The 15,004-nt window shown below is 61.1% G+C and carries 10 protein-coding genes and 1 other RNA gene; 4 read left to right on the top strand and 7 right to left on the bottom strand.

Annotated features, from left to right (window positions below):
• Nucleotides 1-49: 49 nt before the first annotated feature.
• The gene (locus ACCQ01_RS16170; protein ID WP_228431965.1) at nt 50-1,201 is read right to left on the bottom strand and encodes a sialidase family protein; all 1,152 of its coding nucleotides are present in this window, start codon (nt 1,199-1,201) and stop codon (nt 50-52) included.
• 286 nt (nt 1,202-1,487) lie between these two features.
• On the opposite strand from ACCQ01_RS16170, the gene ACCQ01_RS16165 reads away from it, so the two are divergent.
• Entirely contained in the window at nt 1,488-1,817 is a 330-nt protein-coding gene (locus ACCQ01_RS16165; RefSeq protein ID WP_228432059.1) for a RebB family R body protein, read from the top strand.
• 62 nt (nt 1,818-1,879) lie between these two features.
• On the opposite strand, the gene ACCQ01_RS16160 is transcribed toward ACCQ01_RS16165, so the two are convergent.
• Entirely contained in the window at nt 1,880-2,095 is a 216-nt protein-coding gene (locus tag ACCQ01_RS16160) for a hypothetical protein (RefSeq protein WP_016904393.1), read from the bottom strand.
• Between the two features lie 421 nt (nt 2,096-2,516).
• Nucleotides 2,517-2,924, bottom strand: coding sequence for a YgjP-like metallopeptidase domain-containing protein (locus tag ACCQ01_RS16155; RefSeq protein ID WP_503258227.1), 408 nt, complete (start codon nt 2,922-2,924; stop codon nt 2,517-2,519).
• Here ACCQ01_RS16155 and ACCQ01_RS16150 point away from each other — a divergent pair.
• Complete coding sequence (locus ACCQ01_RS16150; protein WP_503256831.1) at nt 2,874-2,981, top strand: XAC0095 family protein; 108 nt, start codon at nt 2,874-2,876, stop codon at nt 2,979-2,981. The genes ACCQ01_RS16155 and ACCQ01_RS16150 overlap by 51 nt on opposite strands.
• 114 nt (nt 2,982-3,095) lie before the next feature.
• Here ACCQ01_RS16150 and ACCQ01_RS16145 read toward each other — a convergent pair whose 3' ends face one another.
• Nucleotides 3,096-4,064 carry an IS5 family transposase gene (locus ACCQ01_RS16145; RefSeq protein ID WP_228431966.1) on the bottom strand — a complete coding sequence of 323 codons (969 nt, stop codon included), beginning with the start codon at nt 4,062-4,064 and terminating at the stop codon, nt 3,096-3,098.
• Nucleotides 4,065-4,839: 775 nt separating this feature from the next.
• On the opposite strand from ACCQ01_RS16145, the gene xopK reads away from it, so the two are divergent.
• Nucleotides 4,840-7,413 (top strand): type III secretion system effector XopK, encoded by a 2,574-nt coding sequence (gene xopK / locus ACCQ01_RS16140; RefSeq protein WP_323370314.1) that lies wholly within the window; start codon nt 4,840-4,842, stop codon nt 7,411-7,413.
• A gap of 60 nt (nt 7,414-7,473) precedes the next feature.
• On the opposite strand, the gene ACCQ01_RS16135 is transcribed toward xopK, so the two are convergent.
• A non-coding RNA gene (locus tag ACCQ01_RS16135) (sX9 sRNA) lies at nt 7,474-7,549 on the bottom strand.
• 317 nt (nt 7,550-7,866) lie between these two features.
• Here ACCQ01_RS16135 and ACCQ01_RS16130 point away from each other — a divergent pair.
• Entirely contained in the window at nt 7,867-10,425 is a 2,559-nt protein-coding gene (locus ACCQ01_RS16130; protein ID WP_228432065.1) for a Ulp1 family isopeptidase, read from the top strand.
• Nucleotides 10,426-10,657: 232 nt separating this feature from the next.
• Here the strand turns inward: ACCQ01_RS16130 and ACCQ01_RS16125 are convergent, their stop codons facing one another.
• Both ACCQ01_RS16125 and ACCQ01_RS16120 read right to left on the bottom strand, forming a co-directional pair.
• Nucleotides 10,658-12,499 (bottom strand): glycoside hydrolase family 35 protein, encoded by a 1,842-nt coding sequence (locus tag ACCQ01_RS16125; protein WP_228431968.1) that lies wholly within the window; start codon nt 12,497-12,499, stop codon nt 10,658-10,660.
• A gap of 42 nt (nt 12,500-12,541) precedes the next feature.
• On the bottom strand, nt 12,542-14,887 hold the full coding sequence (locus ACCQ01_RS16120; protein WP_228431970.1) for a GH92 family glycosyl hydrolase: 2,346 nt from the start codon (nt 14,885-14,887) through the stop codon (nt 12,542-12,544).
• Nucleotides 14,888-15,004 lie beyond the last annotated feature (117 nt).

The following is a 15,004-nucleotide window of genomic DNA, read 5'->3' as shown; positions in this document are numbered from 1 at the left end:
ATCATCCGACTGCAGCGCATTGCACAAGGATCTCGGCGCGAAGTCCTGATCAGGGCGGCGAAGCGTCGATGGTGCGGCGGTCAGCAATCGATCTCCCCTGGGTAGGACTGGTGCCGGCAGACGCCGTGCAGGTAGCGCATGCGCCAAGCCGCACTGGATCGATCACGACATGTCTGATGCGTTGACGCTTCCAGGTGTAGCTGATGTGCACCAGACCATCGCGGGTCTGAATCACGGCCGGATAGGAGAACTCGTCTTTTGCGCTGTTTTCCAGCGTGAGTACGCGTTGCCAGTGGACGCCATCGGTCGACAGCGCCACCGCAAGTGTGCCGCGACCGTCCCACCAGTCCTTGCCGGCGATGCCGGGGTTGTAGACCAGCAGGGCGCGGCCGTCGCGCAGCATCACCGCGTCGGTGCCGGAGTTGGGGTTCTCCACGTCCAGCAACTGCATTGGTTGCCAATGCAGGCCGCCATCGTGCGAGAACGTACTGAACAACCTGTTCTGCTGGCTGCGCCCGAGTACCTGCACGCGCCCGTCCGCATGCAGCAGGACGCTGGGCTGGATCGCACCGATCACACTCGGGTCGTTGAGCGGCATGCCGCGCTGCCATTGCGCGCCGTCGTCGTCGCTCCATTCCAGATGCGCGCGCCAGCCGTGGTCTTCGCTGCTGCTGGGCGCGAGGATGCGTCCATTCGACAATTGCACCGGCTTGTTCTTGATCGGGCCGAGAATGCCGTCTGGCAGCCGCTGCGGTGGCGACCAGTGCGCACCGTCGTCATCGGAGATGGTGCGCAGGCCCCACCAATCGCGCGGATTCGGGCCGAGCTTGTAGTACAGCTGCACCGGCCCGATGCGGGACTGAAACAACACCGGATTCCAGGCCGGGAGCGCGGCGCCATTGGTGTCTGCGTGCGCGCCGTCGGCGATGCGTCGTGGCGACTGCCAGTGCTGCGGGCCGCGTTGGGCGAGCCAGATACCGACATCGGCCGCGCCTTCGTGTGCACCACCAAACCAGGCTGCCAGCAGCGTGCCGTCGCGGGTTTCCAGGAGCGTGGAGGCATGCGCCTGTGGCGTCGGTGCCGGGTTGGCGATGAACTCGCTGAGCACGATGGGTGAGGGCGTCGGCATGGGCGATTCGGCTTGAACTGCGCAGACGGCAAGGCTCGCAACAAGGCAGGTCAGCAGGCGTGACGGGAGCATCGTGGTGAAGTCCTGTGCGGATTTTAGAGATACCTATTTATTATCTATTAAATACCATGTGCTCTGGTCATCCCGGGGCCGTCGTCGCCCACCACGGCGATGGCCCGCGATGTCGTCACCCCCACTTTGCCCGTTGCGCTGGCTGGCCGCACTCGGCCTGACCGCGTTGGCCCTGCCCACCGCCATGCAGAACTTTTCGGTAAAAAACAGGTGCGACCGGCCTTCAGTGCCGATTGGCGTGCAACGACGCGCAGCGCCGTGTATCCGTCCACTCAGGAGCACACGTATGGCTTTTCCAACATCAGTCAACGACCAGATCACCGATGCTGTCACGCAGTCCAATGTCAAGGTCATTGGCGAGGCGCCTGCAATGGCGATGGGCTCGATCTACCAGAGCATGGCGCATTCGACCGGCATCCTGTTTCAGAACGCGGTATCGGCGCAACAGCAGCAAAACACCCTGTCGCAGGCCGCCACCAGTCAGGGCTTGATGCAGATCTACAGCCTTGATAAGACCGCCTCGGCGGCGGATGTGGAGAAGGTCGCGCAAGTGGGTGTCGCCGACAATCTGACCAGTCTGCTCACCGTGCTCAATGCGTTCAACACCGGCAAATAATGGCGGCTGGCGACAGCGGTAGTGCTGTCGCCAATGTTGCTGACACGCGTGCGTCGGTGCACTCAGGCCGCGTCGTCGTCGCGCGCCTGCGGCGGCAGCAGGATCTGCGGCTGTTTGGCCGAGTGGGTCTGGCACAGGAACGTCATCAGGTGCGCCGCTTCGGTGCTGCCGATCGGCTGGCTGGGCGCGGGCTTGCTGTGGACGTGTTCGGCAAAGGCGTGCTGGGTCTGCTCCGGAACCGCGGAGACAGGGTCTTGCGTAACGGTGGACGACGACATGAAACGCTCCTGGAACTCACCAACCGACCGTCGCTCGATGGAACGACGGGAATGCGCCACTGCCTTTCACAACGGCGTGAGCCGGTGATCTTGCCTGGAATGCGATCCGTTCGATACCGCACAGGTCGCAGACGCAGCGTTGGCAGTGGACGTCCAGATAGCGGCGCGGGTGCGGCGGTCTGAAGGGCCGTTACTGAGACATGCAAACATCTCTGGCTGATCCGGTTCACGTTCTGGCAACGCATGCAGCGGAGTCAGCCAAGAACCACTGCCCCAGCAGGCAGCAGGCAGTAAGCAGTAAGCAGTAAGCAGTAAGCAGTAAGCAGTAAGCAGTAAGCAGTAAGCAGTAAGCCTCCACCACGCCGACCACCCGAACGCTTGCCCCAGGCGGTCCGAGAAGCCCCACTGAACACCTAATTGCTCAGTGACGCAACGCCAGCTCGGCCAGACTTTCCAGACGTTGTTTGATCTCCCGCCAACCAGGCAGATGGGCATCGAGCAGGCGATAGAAGGCCTTGCCGTGGTTGTGCATTTTAAGATGACACAGCTCATGCAGGATGACGTAATCGATACAGGCGCCCGGGACACGGATCAGGCTTAGATTCAAGCTGATCCTTCCCAAGGGTGAGCAACTGCCCCACTGGCGCTGCATCATCCGCAGTGAGAGGGGTGGCACCTGCTTGATCCAGCGGAGTTGGGCCGCCATGTCGGCCACGCGCTGCGGTAGCAGCAACCTGGCGCGCTCGCGCAGGACCGCCTGCAGAAGCTTGGCGAGCACATGCGTTTTCTGGCGCGGATTGCGGAGCCGCGCACGCGCGCAGAAGAGCAGGCCCCGCAACTGGCGATTCGCATGGACGAGCTGGCGCTCTGTCTAGGGAAGATCTGAACAACCAACTGGTATCTTCGAAGTTCAAACAGCCTTGTCGAGATGAGGCGCGTAGTTGGCTTGAAGTACGTAAGGCATGCGTTTTCTGGTGGCATCTCCTGCCGCCAGGCAGCATTACCCCCTGGCCGGCAGCAGCTGCCGGCGCACCATCCACAGATTGGACAGCGCAAACAACGTCAGCACCTGTGCTGTATTCTTGGCCAGGCCGCGATAGCGGACCTTGGTGTAACCGAACTGGCGCTTGATCACGCGGAACGGATGTTCCACCTTTGCACGCACACTGGCTTTGAAGTGTTCCCAACGTGCTTCCCGAGCACGCTCGCGTTTGTTCCCAATAGCCTGAATTCGCGAAGGCTTGGCGGCAATGAAAAATGCAGCTTCGCAGTCTTGCAGTTCGTCGCGTTTGTCCGCGCCGGTGTAGCCGCTGTCGCCGAACACGCTGTCTTCGTTGCCATGCAGCAACGTGTGCGTCACCGTGACGTCGGCGACATTGGCCGCTGTGCAATGGACGTGGTGCACCAGCCCGGAAAACTCATCCACGCAGATGTGCGCCTTCATCCCGAAATACCACTGATTACCCTTCCTGGTCTGATGCATCTCAGGGTCGCGCGCATGGTCGGCATTCTTGGTCGAGCTGGGCGCAGCGATCAGCGTCGCATCGACGATCGTGCCGGAGCGCAAGCTCTGGCCCTTGCGCGCCAGATGCGCGTTGACGGCTTCCAGCATCCGTGCGGCAAGGCCATGGGTCTCCAGCAAGCGCCGAAAGTTGAGAATCGTGGTCTCGTCCGGAACGTTGTCCAAGCCACCGAGCTGGGCAAAGCGCCGCAAGCTCGGAATCTCATGCAGCGCTTCTTCCATCGCCGGATCGCTCAACGCATACCACTGCTGCAGCAAATGAATCCGCAACATCGTCGCCAATGCGTACGGCTGCCGACCTGGCCGCCCCGACACCGGATAGTGCGGCGCGATCAGCCCGACCAGTTGCTGCCACGGAACGACCTGCTCCATCTCGGCCAGAAAAATCTCGCGGCGGGTCTGCTTGCGCTTGCCCAGGCCTTCAGCGTCGCCGAACGTCAGTTGCATGGATCACTCCTCAATATGAGGCGGGTAGTGTCGCTTATCTGTGGTGCGTTGTTCAGAGGTTCCCTAGAGCTGCTGGCAGAGCAGGTAAGCCTGATTCTTGATGAAGCGCGCTGGCCGGCGACGTTGTACGCTCCGGTTTGAAGGATGCGGGCGGGTGATGGTGTCGGCGCGGGTGCGTGTCAGTCCGCATGCGGCTCGTGCAGTGTTTAATGCGTTCGTTGCACGCGATATGGATGCGTGGCAGCCAAGCCTTGTGCACTCGGCACTAAGCGACGTCCTCCCGCGCTGAGTAGCGATCAGGTTTAGAGTGCGGAGTGGATTTGACCCGCCCCCGATTGCAGGGCCACTAGTCGGTAGAGATTTCGGCCTGATTTGGCGCCTTTGAATTCGATTCGGGCCCGTAAGCTCGGGCGAAATCTTCAGAGGTTTTTCATGCCAGCGTACTGGGGTCGCTTCTCGTTATAGAGGCGCCGCCACCTTTCGACTCGGCACCGTGCATCGGCCAGTGAGAAGAGTCAGTGCGGTTGAGACACTCCGCTTGCAGGCGTCCGTTGAAGCTCTCTATCGAGGCGCTACCGGTTTGGCGTGCCGCGCCGGGAGAAGTTCAGCTCCCGCCCGTTTTGATACGCCAGCGAGTCATCAATTTATATTCGAGATGAATGCTGTTCGATTTAATGTCGGCTGTTCTCTCCAAGGCAAGGAATTTCGCAGTTGGAGCGAGTCCTGCAGATAGAAGGCAGACTATTTCCGCACCGCATCATGTGGATATTTGGCTATGCGCATTCAAGAGCACGCAAACAGCTCTGCCCGCTCGTTTGATTCGTCTACTCCCGACGCCCTTGCTTCAGCGAACGATCTGCCAGCTGCCGATGGCTGGCCCATGGGTCTGGAATCGTTAAAGCGAAAGGCTTCCCAACGAAAGCCCGTCTCCGGCCACGCTTCAAAACACAAAGCTGGCGAAAATGCCATGGCCGAAATTCAGGAAGCAGAGGCGGTCTATGATGCATTCGTGGTCGCCAAGTATCTTGCCGATCCACTGCATGGCACTGTAGACAATACGGCGGAACTGATCGCGGAAATGCCCAACTCGGGTGAACCGGAACATTCCCCGGAAGCCGACCAACCCGCGCATTCACACGAACACACGCCGATCGATCACACGCCAGTGTCGGCAGACCATCAGACGCAGCATGGTATCGGCGCGGAGCACTCTCTGGATCCGCATCCGGTAGAGCCTGCAGCGCACGAGAGCCTCCTGCACACCCTGGCTGAGGAGGGGGCGCCGGAAGGCGTTGCCGATCTGGCAATGAGCTTGAGCATCAGTGGCGCCATGCTGCCGCTCTCTGGCCTTGCGATCTACGCCGCCTACAAGGAAACCCGCGAAGTGGCCGAACAACGCGGCGCCCTGCGGCAGCGCGAACGGCAGCTGCGGTCAGAGATGGCATCGTTGCGAACTGTGCCGGAGAGCGGCCCATTGAATGCAGTTGCAGGCGCTCAGGTCCATGCCTTGAGCGAGGCGATTGATACAGTCGCTTACCAACAACAGCGCAACGCACGTGATGGCGCTATCGCGGTGACCTCAATGGCGTCCGCAAGCGTGATCTTTACCAAGGCCACGACAGAGCTCGGCATCCAGGGCGGGTTGGCACTCGGCGCCAATAACGCAAATGCTGCTGGCTTGATCGGCCACAGCACCGCCGCCGCAGGCGTCGCGTCGGCGGCCGGTATTGCCGGCACATTTGTCTTGGCTCCGCTGGCAAGCGTCGCTGCCACCGCGCTGGGCGGTACGTTTCTGCACCAGTCACGCAAGGAGAAAACGCGCGTGGTTGCCGATGTGGCGCGTGTCGAAGACTTCATGCAACGCCTGGAACCGGGCGAGCTCAGCCCTGGCGCACAACGCTACCAGCACTTCTTGAGCACCAAGCTGCCCCAGCGCAGGGGATTCGCCGGCAGCTTCAACAACTGGAACAAGGGCTTTGTCGTTGGCGGCGTCACCTACACGGCCAGCACTTTGACCAAAACCGGAGTCAGTGCTGCTGTTGTGCTGGGTGCAGCCACCGTGACCGGGCCGGTGGGCACCGGTTTGGTGGTCGGTGCCGGTCTGCTGGGTGCGGTCACGATGGGTGTTGGTGGCCACCAGTTTCTGCTGGCGCATGGCAAGCAAAAACGGTATCGCAACTACGAGACTGCGGAGATGCCCAGCGTGGACCGGGCATTGCTTGCCATGGCCGACCTGCTGCCCACGCCCGAGGCGGGCGTCGCTGCCTCACCGGGGGAAGTGGATCCGCATGGCACACCACGCGTCAGTGACGGTGCCTCGGGAAAAGCGTCGGACACCGTCGTGACGACGGGCACTGGTGACCAGCTGGAGTCTGACCATGTCATGCCCGGCCCAACCGAACACACGGTGGCTGCCCAGTCGGTAGCGGCAAAACAGGCATCGCCTGCAGCCGACGACGCGTCAGCCGCGACGGAGGCGACTGTTGCCGTTCCGCAGCATGGATTCGAACTGCGCAGCGCCCTGTACGCCTGTATCGACGGTCAGGAAAAAGCACGGGACGCGCTCTTGCAGAGCTGCGCCAACGACATGAAGAAACGCTATCGGGCAGTGCCTCGCTCTACCGATCAGCGCCCAGCAACTGGTCAGGCGGCTCAACCGTCCTCGCTCGCCAAGCGAGCCAGGGCAGCGCTTTTTGCAGGGGCGACCTACGGGCGAGCAGTGCTCACCGGCAAACCCCGCGTCGCTGGCGAAAAAGCCGCGCGAAGCTATGCAAAACATACCGATACATTGACCGAAACAGCGTTGAACCAGTGGCTGCAAACGCCAGGCTCGGTCAAGTCGCAGGTTGCGTACATGCAAAGTTGCCTGGAGTTACAAAAGAAATATCTAGACTCGAAACTGCGCTTGCGGGTGGAGCTGCCGGCGGAGGATGCTGCCAGTGGTGCAATCCCAGACACAGAGGCCACAGCCACGACGGCTGCGCAGGCGCACGCACGCTTGACCACGCAACTGCATCAAGCGCGTGAGCGCGACGAGTTCCAACTGCGATCTGTCAGCTTGATGTTGGAAGAACTGGGCATGGCAAACGAGGAGCTGGAAAGTTCAGACATGAGAAAAATCCAGCGCGCAGAAAACAGGATGCAGGGGCTGCAACAGCGCCTGATCGGTGCGTTGACCGCAAACGCGATCACGCCGCAGCCAGGAAGTGCGGGCTTTGCGCATTTCTGCATGAAACAGGCCCGGCGGCACACTAGCGATGTGCGCGGCACGTTGCTGGCCACCGAAATGCAGGCCGCGCGCATCCGTGAAGGCGCTGCGGCCGCGGCAACGCCGTCATTCAGCCCTTGAGCGATCAGCAGCCGTGGCATCTTTACCAGTGGGACGGCACCTGCCGCCACGGCCTGGAGTGGCTGACAAAACGTGGCGAGCAGTCATCAGTGTATGCGGGCTGCGCGCTCAGAACCGCAGCGTACGAGTGTTACGTACCTGTCTACAAAACCTTGGGCGTATCAATGCTTCGTCGCCTCAATCAGGACTTGGGTGAGCCACCGCGAAACGGAGCGCTGCTCGCCAAATCGCGACATGGGAAGATCGCTTTCAAGAAAACGGATTCGCCTCCGAGAGTTACTTGCATCATGAACGCCTGATAATGTCAAATCAACCCCGCAGGTATTTCAAATGATGGACGGATTATTTAATTTTGACTATAAAAAATATCGCGAAATGACGGAAGCGGCAGATGATCACCGCAATTCTCCGCCCCCGGAAGAATGCAGGGAAAACCACAGCACGGGTTATAACATGCATCCGCTGCTTGAATCCCTCCCGCGAAGAAATCCCACGCAAGTGCATGCCGATAGCTCGGTCCATCAGATGCGCGCAGCCGCGGCGACCTCCAAAACCCATAGAGATTACTCAAAATTATTAAAACTAATCGGCGCCTATGGCGATGGCGAAGATATTATCGAGCTACAAAGAAGATTTCCAAGTTTTAATCGCTTTTTTAAAGACGACGGCCTGTCACATATAAGTGGCAAGCAGATGCTTCAGGAATTGAACGAAGATCAACGCGACCAAGTCATACATCAAATAATAAGGCGAATTGGGCATTTTCCGGATCCTGAATATCGAGAGTTGGCGCTGAACCAACTTGAGTCGGATTGCAGTCAAAACATTGTGCTGAGCCAACTGAATTTGAATCGCATTGCCGAAGCCAAAGCCGAAGCCGAAGCCAAAGCCAAAGCCAAAGCCGAAGCCAAAGCCAAAGCCAAAGCCGAAGCCAAAGCCAAAGCCAAAGCCGAAGCCGAAGCCAAAGCCAAAGCCAAAGCCGAAGCCAAAGCCGAAGCCAAAGCCAAAGCCAAAGCCGAAGCCGAAGCCAAAGCCGAAGCCTTAGGCAAAGGCGCAGCCATAGCCAAAAGCAAGATCAGCGAAATTATCGGATATCTACCAAGATATGAAGCATTACAGCGCGTGTCATCCCGCACGGAGCGTATGGTCGGGTTCCATAATTACTTGCGTGATGATGGCTCATTTGGCCAGGCGCTACTTAACATCCTTCAATACGCCACCCCAGATCAGAAGAAAAGATTGGATCTAGCAGTCGAGAGGCGCAAACTGGCCTTGGCCGCTCCAAAAAGCAAGACCGCTCCAAAAAACAAGCCTCTAAAAAGAGTATTTCTGACCCTTCATAAAAAACCAGAGTTACTTTTAGCAATTTCAAACGATGCAAGCAGCGGATATTTATCACAAGAAGAACTCGAAGAAATAGTCGATAAGGAAACTGGCGAACTGACTCGTCTGGGTGAAGCAGTGATTTCAGAAGCATCCGAAGGCATCCAGGCAGCAATTCGCGCCAACTTCAGACTTCGTTATCAACAACGGGACCTGCCTCCAAACAGCCCCCCTCAGGCCTTCCATCGGCCAGAAGAAACGTGGAATCCCGATACTCCGGCGGATTCTTCCTATTCTTCCTATTCGTCACTGTTCCCGCCCACCCCTTCTGGCGGTTGGCCGCAGAACGCACCAGGTGCGTGGAATCCCGATACTCCGGCGGATTCTTCCTATTCTTCCTATTCGTCACTGTTCCCGCCCACCCCCTCTGGCGGTTGGCCGCAGAACGCACCAGGTGCGTGGAATCCCGATACTCCGGCAGATTCTTCCTACTCTTCCTATTCGTCACTGTTCCCGCCCAACCCCTCTGGCGGTTGGCCGCAGAACGCACCAGGTGAGTGGCATCCCGATACTCCGGCGGATTCTTCCTATTGTGCATGGGCAGCCCAGCCCGAAGCATCGAGTTCCACCTTCGATGATCTCGAGTCCTTGGACTCCCGGCAGAACTATGATTATCGCGAATTCGACCTCAACACCCCCCAGGAAATCGAGCAGCCGTGGAGTCCCCCTCGGGCCTTTCATCCGCAGGAAGAAAATCTGCCGCCCCAATCGGTCTTCTCGGGAGTGAGCGCAGATTGGAGGCGCATGGGGTACCAGCCGGACCCCGACATCCCGCAATACCCCGCTCAAAGTCCAGCTTCGACCTTCGATGGCCTCTCCTCCATTAGCCATTACGGCCGCGAATTCGACCTCAACACCCCCCAGGAAGAAGAGGAGCCGTGGGACTACGGCACGCAGACTCCCGTGGTGCACTCGGCCATGAGTCCCGAGAGGATCGATGTGGACAATCTGCCGTCGCCCCAGAACGTCCCAGACCCCGAGCTTCCTCCAGTGACCGCCACTTCGTGGCTGCAAGATGGACATTTGCGCGCCTACACCGACGACCTCGCTCGCCGATTGCAAGGGCAGCCCAATGCCCATTTACTCCACTTTGCCGACTCACAGGTAGTGACGATGCTGAGTTCCAAAGATCCAGACCAGCAGGCCCGCGCACGGCGCCTTCTTGTCGGAGACGAAGCCCCACCTATCGTGTTCCTGCCGATCAATCAGCCCAACTTTCATTGGTCACTCCTCGTCGTCGACCGGCGTAACAAGGACGCTGTCGCAACCTACTACTACGATTCCATGGCACAGACGCAGCCACAGCAACGCTACCTTGCCGACATGGCGGCCTACCACCTTGGCCTTGATCATGAGCAAACTCAGGAAATGCCCACCGCGATACAGCCGGACGGTTATTCCTGCGGCGATCATGTGCTGACCGGAATAGAGACGCTGGCTCACAGGGTGATCGACGGCACGTTCGACTCTGCGGACGGCAGAAACTTGAGCGAAATCGAACCCGACCGCAGGATGATCAGGGATCGTCTTGTCCAAGCGGACCAAGCTCCAGCAGAAAGCAGCGTCAGGCAAGTTTCCGAACGCCCCTTCGAACAGAAGAAAAAGAAAAGCAAGTGGTGGAAGTTCTAGCAATTCGACCATCGGCGATAGAGGGTCGGCAGCAATTCGTTAAAAAGCTCTTTGCTGGCAGCGGGTTGGCTTATCTTTGGCTTTTTTTTACCCGAATCCCTGCCGACCCTCATTCCGAGCATCGACTGCGACCGTCTGGTGGCCACGCAGTAGTTTTGTTGGCGGCTCTTAACCGATTCGGAGCGAACGCCGCGCCCGTCTGACGATGAGCGCGGTGGTTTCTTGGCCGCTGTTACTCCTTCGGCGTGATCCACACCTGCTGCTGCAAACCGCGCACGCTGGGCTTGGCGGTGCTGTCCAGATCGAACACCACCACGGCATTGTCGCCCTTGCGCTGGAACGGTGCCGGGAAATACAGCGCACGTTGCGCGCCGATGTTCCAGTGGCGGCCCAGGTTGACGCCGTTGGCCCAGGTCACGCCCTTGCCGAAGGCGCGCATGTCCAGATAGGTGTCGGTCGGTGTGCCGATGCGCAGGGTGCCGCGATGGAAGGCCGGGCCGTCGACGTGATTGCGGGTCCAGCCGCGCAGGCTGTCGGGCGAGCGCATCGGCAGCGGGAAGGCCTGCCAACCGGTGAGTTGCTGGTTGTCCAGCAGCACCGGGTCGACCAGGCCGGCGCGGCCGTCGGCCATGCGCGGGCCGTAGTTGATGCGGCCGCTGTTTTCCACCAGCACATCGAGCGTGTGTTCGCCGGCCGGAATATCCACGTTGGTGGAGACCTGTTGCAGGCGACGTTCGACGCTGCCGACCGGCTTCTTGTCTAGATACACCCGCGCCACGTCGCGCACCTCGCCCAGATACAGCGCGCCCTTGCGCGGGCCGGTGACGGTGGTGCGGTAGAGGATGTAGCCGTAATCCTGGCCGAAGTGTTCCATCGGCTGCGGGGTGTCGATGGCGATCGGGGCGGGCAGGTTGTCCCACAGCGAGGCCGATTCGCGCAGCTGGGTGTCCGGCAGGGCCGCGATGGCGATCGGCGCCGGCAATGCAGGCGGCTGCACGCCGGTGACGCGGGCGATGGCATCGCGCATCAACGCGAACTTGGGCGTGGGACGACCGGCCTCGTCGAGGATGGCGTCGTAGTCGTAGCTGGTGGTTTGAGGTGCGTAATGGTCGCTGGGATTGCCCTGGAAATTGGCACCATTCATGAAGCCGAAACTGGTGCCGCCGATGAACATGTAGAGATTGGCCGAGTGGCCCTGGCGCAGGATCCATTCCAGTTCTTCGGTCTGTTGCTTGGCATCGGTGCTGGCGTGCGGCTTGCCCCAATGGTCGAACCAGCCGGCCCAGTATTCGCCGACCATGCGTGGTTGGTCGGAGCGGAACTTGATCAGTTTGTCGAAGGCGCTCTTGGCTTCGCCGGGTGCGAAGTTCACCACCGCCAAGGTGTCCGGCAAGGTGCCGTTGGCGAGCATGTCGGCGCCGTCTGAGGTGAACAGCAAGGCGTCGTCGAAGCCGGCCTTGACGTACATGGCGCGGTTGTCGGCCATGTAGGCATGGTCGTCGTCGTAGGAGCCGTATTCGTTCTCGACCTGCACGGCGATGATCGGCCCGCCATTGTGATTGAGCAGCGGATGCACCTGCTTGGCGACGGCATCCAGATAGGCCTGGCTGGCGCCGAGAAAGCGCGGGTCGCGGCTGCGCACGCGGATGTTGTCCTTGCCGAACAACCAGGCGGGGTAGCCGCCGGCTTCCCACTCGGCGCAGGTGTACGGGCCGGGCCGCAGGATCACGTTAAGGCCTTGCGCGGCGGCTTCGTGCACGAATGCGGCGACATCGTTGTTGGCGGAGAAATCGAAGCTGCCCTGTTGCGGTTCGACCAGATTCCAGAACACGTAGGTCTCCACCGTGTTCAGGCCGAGTGCGCGTGCTTTCTGCAGGCGGTCCTTCCAGTATTCACGCGGAATGCGCTGGAAGTGGATGGCGCCGGAGAGAATCTGATACGGCTTGCCGTCGCGCACGAACTGCGTGCCTTGCGTGCCGAAGCTGGGCCAGGTGTCGGTAGTAGCGGCAATCGTGGTGACGGGAAGCGCGAACGCGAGGGCCAGAACGAGCGGTGCAAGGGTGGTGCGCAACATGGGAAATTCTCGGCGGTGACGAGTGACGAGTAAGAACGAGCATCAAGCAAACGACGGCGGCAGATCCTGCTTGTTCGCACCAAAGGTCAGGTTTGGCTTGGCGCCCATGCTGAATTCCAGCGTGCCGCCAGCAGCCAGATCGGCATGGCGCATCCAGCTGCGGTTGATCGGTTTGCCGTTCCAGGTCAGCGATTGCACGTACACGTTTTGCGCGCTGCTGTTGTTGGCCACGATGCGCAAGGTGCGGCCGTTGCCGACATCGAGTTCTGCACGCTTGAACAGCGGGCTGCCGAGGATGTAGTTGCCGCTGACCGGATCCACCGCATACAGCCCGAGCGCACTGAGCACGAACCAGGCGCTCATCTGCCCGCAATCCTCGTTGCCGGACAGGCCATTGCGCGCGTCGTGGTACTGCTCGCGCAGCAGCCGGCGCACCATCGCCTGGGTCTTGTACGGTTGCCCGGCGTAGGCAAACAGATACGCCACATGGTGGCTTGGCTCGTTGCCATGTGCGTACTGGCCGACCAGGCCATCGATATCCGGCGGTGCATCGGCGGGCAGTTCGGAGCTGGTGGAAAACAGCTCGTCGAGTTTGGCGACGAAGCCGTCGCGGCCGCCGTACAGATCCATGTAGCCGTACAGATCGTGCTGGTTGAGGAAGGTGGCCTGCCAGGCGTTGGACTCGGTGAAATCGCGCCATTTGCTGATGTGGCCCATGCCGCGCGGGTCGAACGGTGTGGCCCAGCTGCCGTCTTCCAGGCGCGCCTGTACGAAGCCGCTGTCGCGGTTGAACACGTTGCGGTAATTGCGCGAGCGCTCGCGCAGTGCGCGGGCATCGTCGGTGGCACCGGCAGCCTGGGCCAGATGCGCACAGGCCCAGTCGTCGTAGGCGTATTCCAGGGTGCGGCTGACTGCCTCGTCCACCTTGTCGGCGGGGATGTAGCCAAGCGCGCGGTAATACGCCAGGCCATGCGTGGTGTCGTCCATGGCGCGTTTGCGGTAGGCCGGCCAGGCGGCTTTGTAGTCGATGCCGGTGAAGCCCTTGGCGTGCGCTTCGGCCAGCACCACCGCCGAGTGGTAGCCGATCATGCAGCCGGTTTCCACGCCTTGCAGCGGCCAGATGCCCACGCCGTCCGGGCATTCGTTGGCGCCGCGCACCAGGCATTGCACCAGGTCCGGCACGCGCTCGGGCTGCACCAGGGTGAGCAGCGGATGCGCAGCGCGGTAGGTGTCCCACAGCGAGTAGGTGCTGTAGTTGTGATAGCCCTTGGGCGCGGTGTGGATCTGCAGATCCATGCCGCGGTAGCGGCCATCCACGTCGCTGAAGAGGGTGGGCGCGAGCAGGCTGTGATACAGGCCGGTGTAGAAGATGCGCCGCTGCGCGTCGTCGTCGCTGTCGATGCGGACGCGTGCGAGTTCTTTTTCCCAGGCGGCTACGGCTTGCGCGTGCACGCGGGCGAAGTCGAAGTCCGGCAGTTCGGCATCCAGATTGGCCAGCGCGTTGTCGGCGCTCACTGCCGAGATGCCGACCTTGATCAGCAGCGGTGCGTCGGCTGCATCCGGGTAATGCAAGGCGGCCTTGAGATGCGTGCCATCGGCGCTGCGCGTGCCGGCGGCCAGCGGCTGGTCTTCGTTGTACAGCTGCACCTGTTTAAACGGCCGCGACAGGCGCATGGCGAAATAGATGTAGCGTCCCTGTGCCCATTGATAGACGCGGCGGCCACCGGTGAGGGTGCGTTCGTCGACCACGCGCAGCTGCGCATCGGTGATGCGGGTGGGGATGCCGGGCTTATCCTGCATGCCGTGGCACAGATCCAGCAACACGTGCGCCGGCTTGCCCTTGGGGAAGTGATAGCGATGCAGGCCTGCGCGCGCGGTGGCGGTGAGCTCGGCATGCACGCCGCTGTCCTTGAGCCGCACGCGGTAGTAGCCGGGCGAGGCCGCTTCATCCGCATGGTCGTAGCGTGAGCGATAACCGGCGTCGGGATCATCCAGCGGGCCGGGCACCAGCTTGACCTCGCCGGTGGCCGGCACCAGCAACACATCGAGCATGTCGCCGATGCCGGTGCCGGATAGATGCGTGTGCGAGAAGCCCATGATCGAGCCATCGGACTCGTGGTAGCCCGAGCACGAATCCCAGACCGCGTTGTAGGTGTCCGGGCTGAGCTGCACCATGCCGAACGGCAGCGTCGCGCCGGGGAAGGTGTGGCCGTGGCCCCCTGTACCGATGAAGACATCGACATGACGGGTGAGGTCGGCGCGGGTGCGCGCATCGGCCGGCAGTGCGTAGGTGCCTGCGCGTGCGCGGGCGAGGCCTGTGGCCAGAGCGCCGCTACCGAAGAGGGCTGCTGCGATGGCGCCTTGTAGAAAACCGCGTCGTGTTGCCATGTGTCTGGTCTCGAGTTTGCGGGCCGATGCCGGGGCACCCTCATCCGCCCTTCGGGCACCTTCTCCCGGCGGGAGAAGGGAAGATCAAGTGCTGTGTCGTTCCGCCTGGAAAGGAAG

It is taken from the genome of Xanthomonas sp. NCPPB 4037, from assembly GCF_041475695.2.
In the GTDB taxonomy this organism is placed as follows: Bacteria; Pseudomonadota; Gammaproteobacteria; order Xanthomonadales; family Xanthomonadaceae; genus Xanthomonas; species Xanthomonas campestris.
The sequence above is the reverse complement of the archived record's forward strand: the minus strand, read 5'-3'. Positions and strand labels throughout refer to the sequence as shown.

Coding starts and splice junctions, on each gene's coding strand:
- ACCQ01_RS16170 (WP_228431965.1), bottom strand. CDS start 1,201: ATGCTCCCGTCACGCCTGCTGACCTGCCTTGTTGCGAGCCTTGCCGTC.
- ACCQ01_RS16165 (WP_228432059.1), top strand. CDS start 1,488: ATGGCTTTTCCAACATCAGTCAACGACCAGATCACCGATGCTGTCACG.
- ACCQ01_RS16160 (WP_016904393.1), bottom strand. CDS start 2,095: ATGTCGTCGTCCACCGTTACGCAAGACCCTGTCTCCGCGGTTCCGGAG.
- ACCQ01_RS16150 (WP_503256831.1), top strand. CDS start 2,874: ATGCGTTTTCTGGCGCGGATTGCGGAGCCGCGCACGCGCGCAGAAGAG.
- ACCQ01_RS16145 (WP_228431966.1), bottom strand. CDS start 4,064: ATGCAACTGACGTTCGGCGACGCTGAAGGCCTGGGCAAGCGCAAGCAG.
- xopK (WP_323370314.1), top strand. CDS start 4,840: ATGCGCATTCAAGAGCACGCAAACAGCTCTGCCCGCTCGTTTGATTCG.
- ACCQ01_RS16130 (WP_228432065.1), top strand. CDS start 7,867: ATGCATCCGCTGCTTGAATCCCTCCCGCGAAGAAATCCCACGCAAGTG.
- ACCQ01_RS16125 (WP_228431968.1), bottom strand. CDS start 12,499: ATGTTGCGCACCACCCTTGCACCGCTCGTTCTGGCCCTCGCGTTCGCG.
- ACCQ01_RS16120 (WP_228431970.1), bottom strand. CDS start 14,887: ATGGCAACACGACGCGGTTTTCTACAAGGCGCCATCGCAGCAGCCCTC.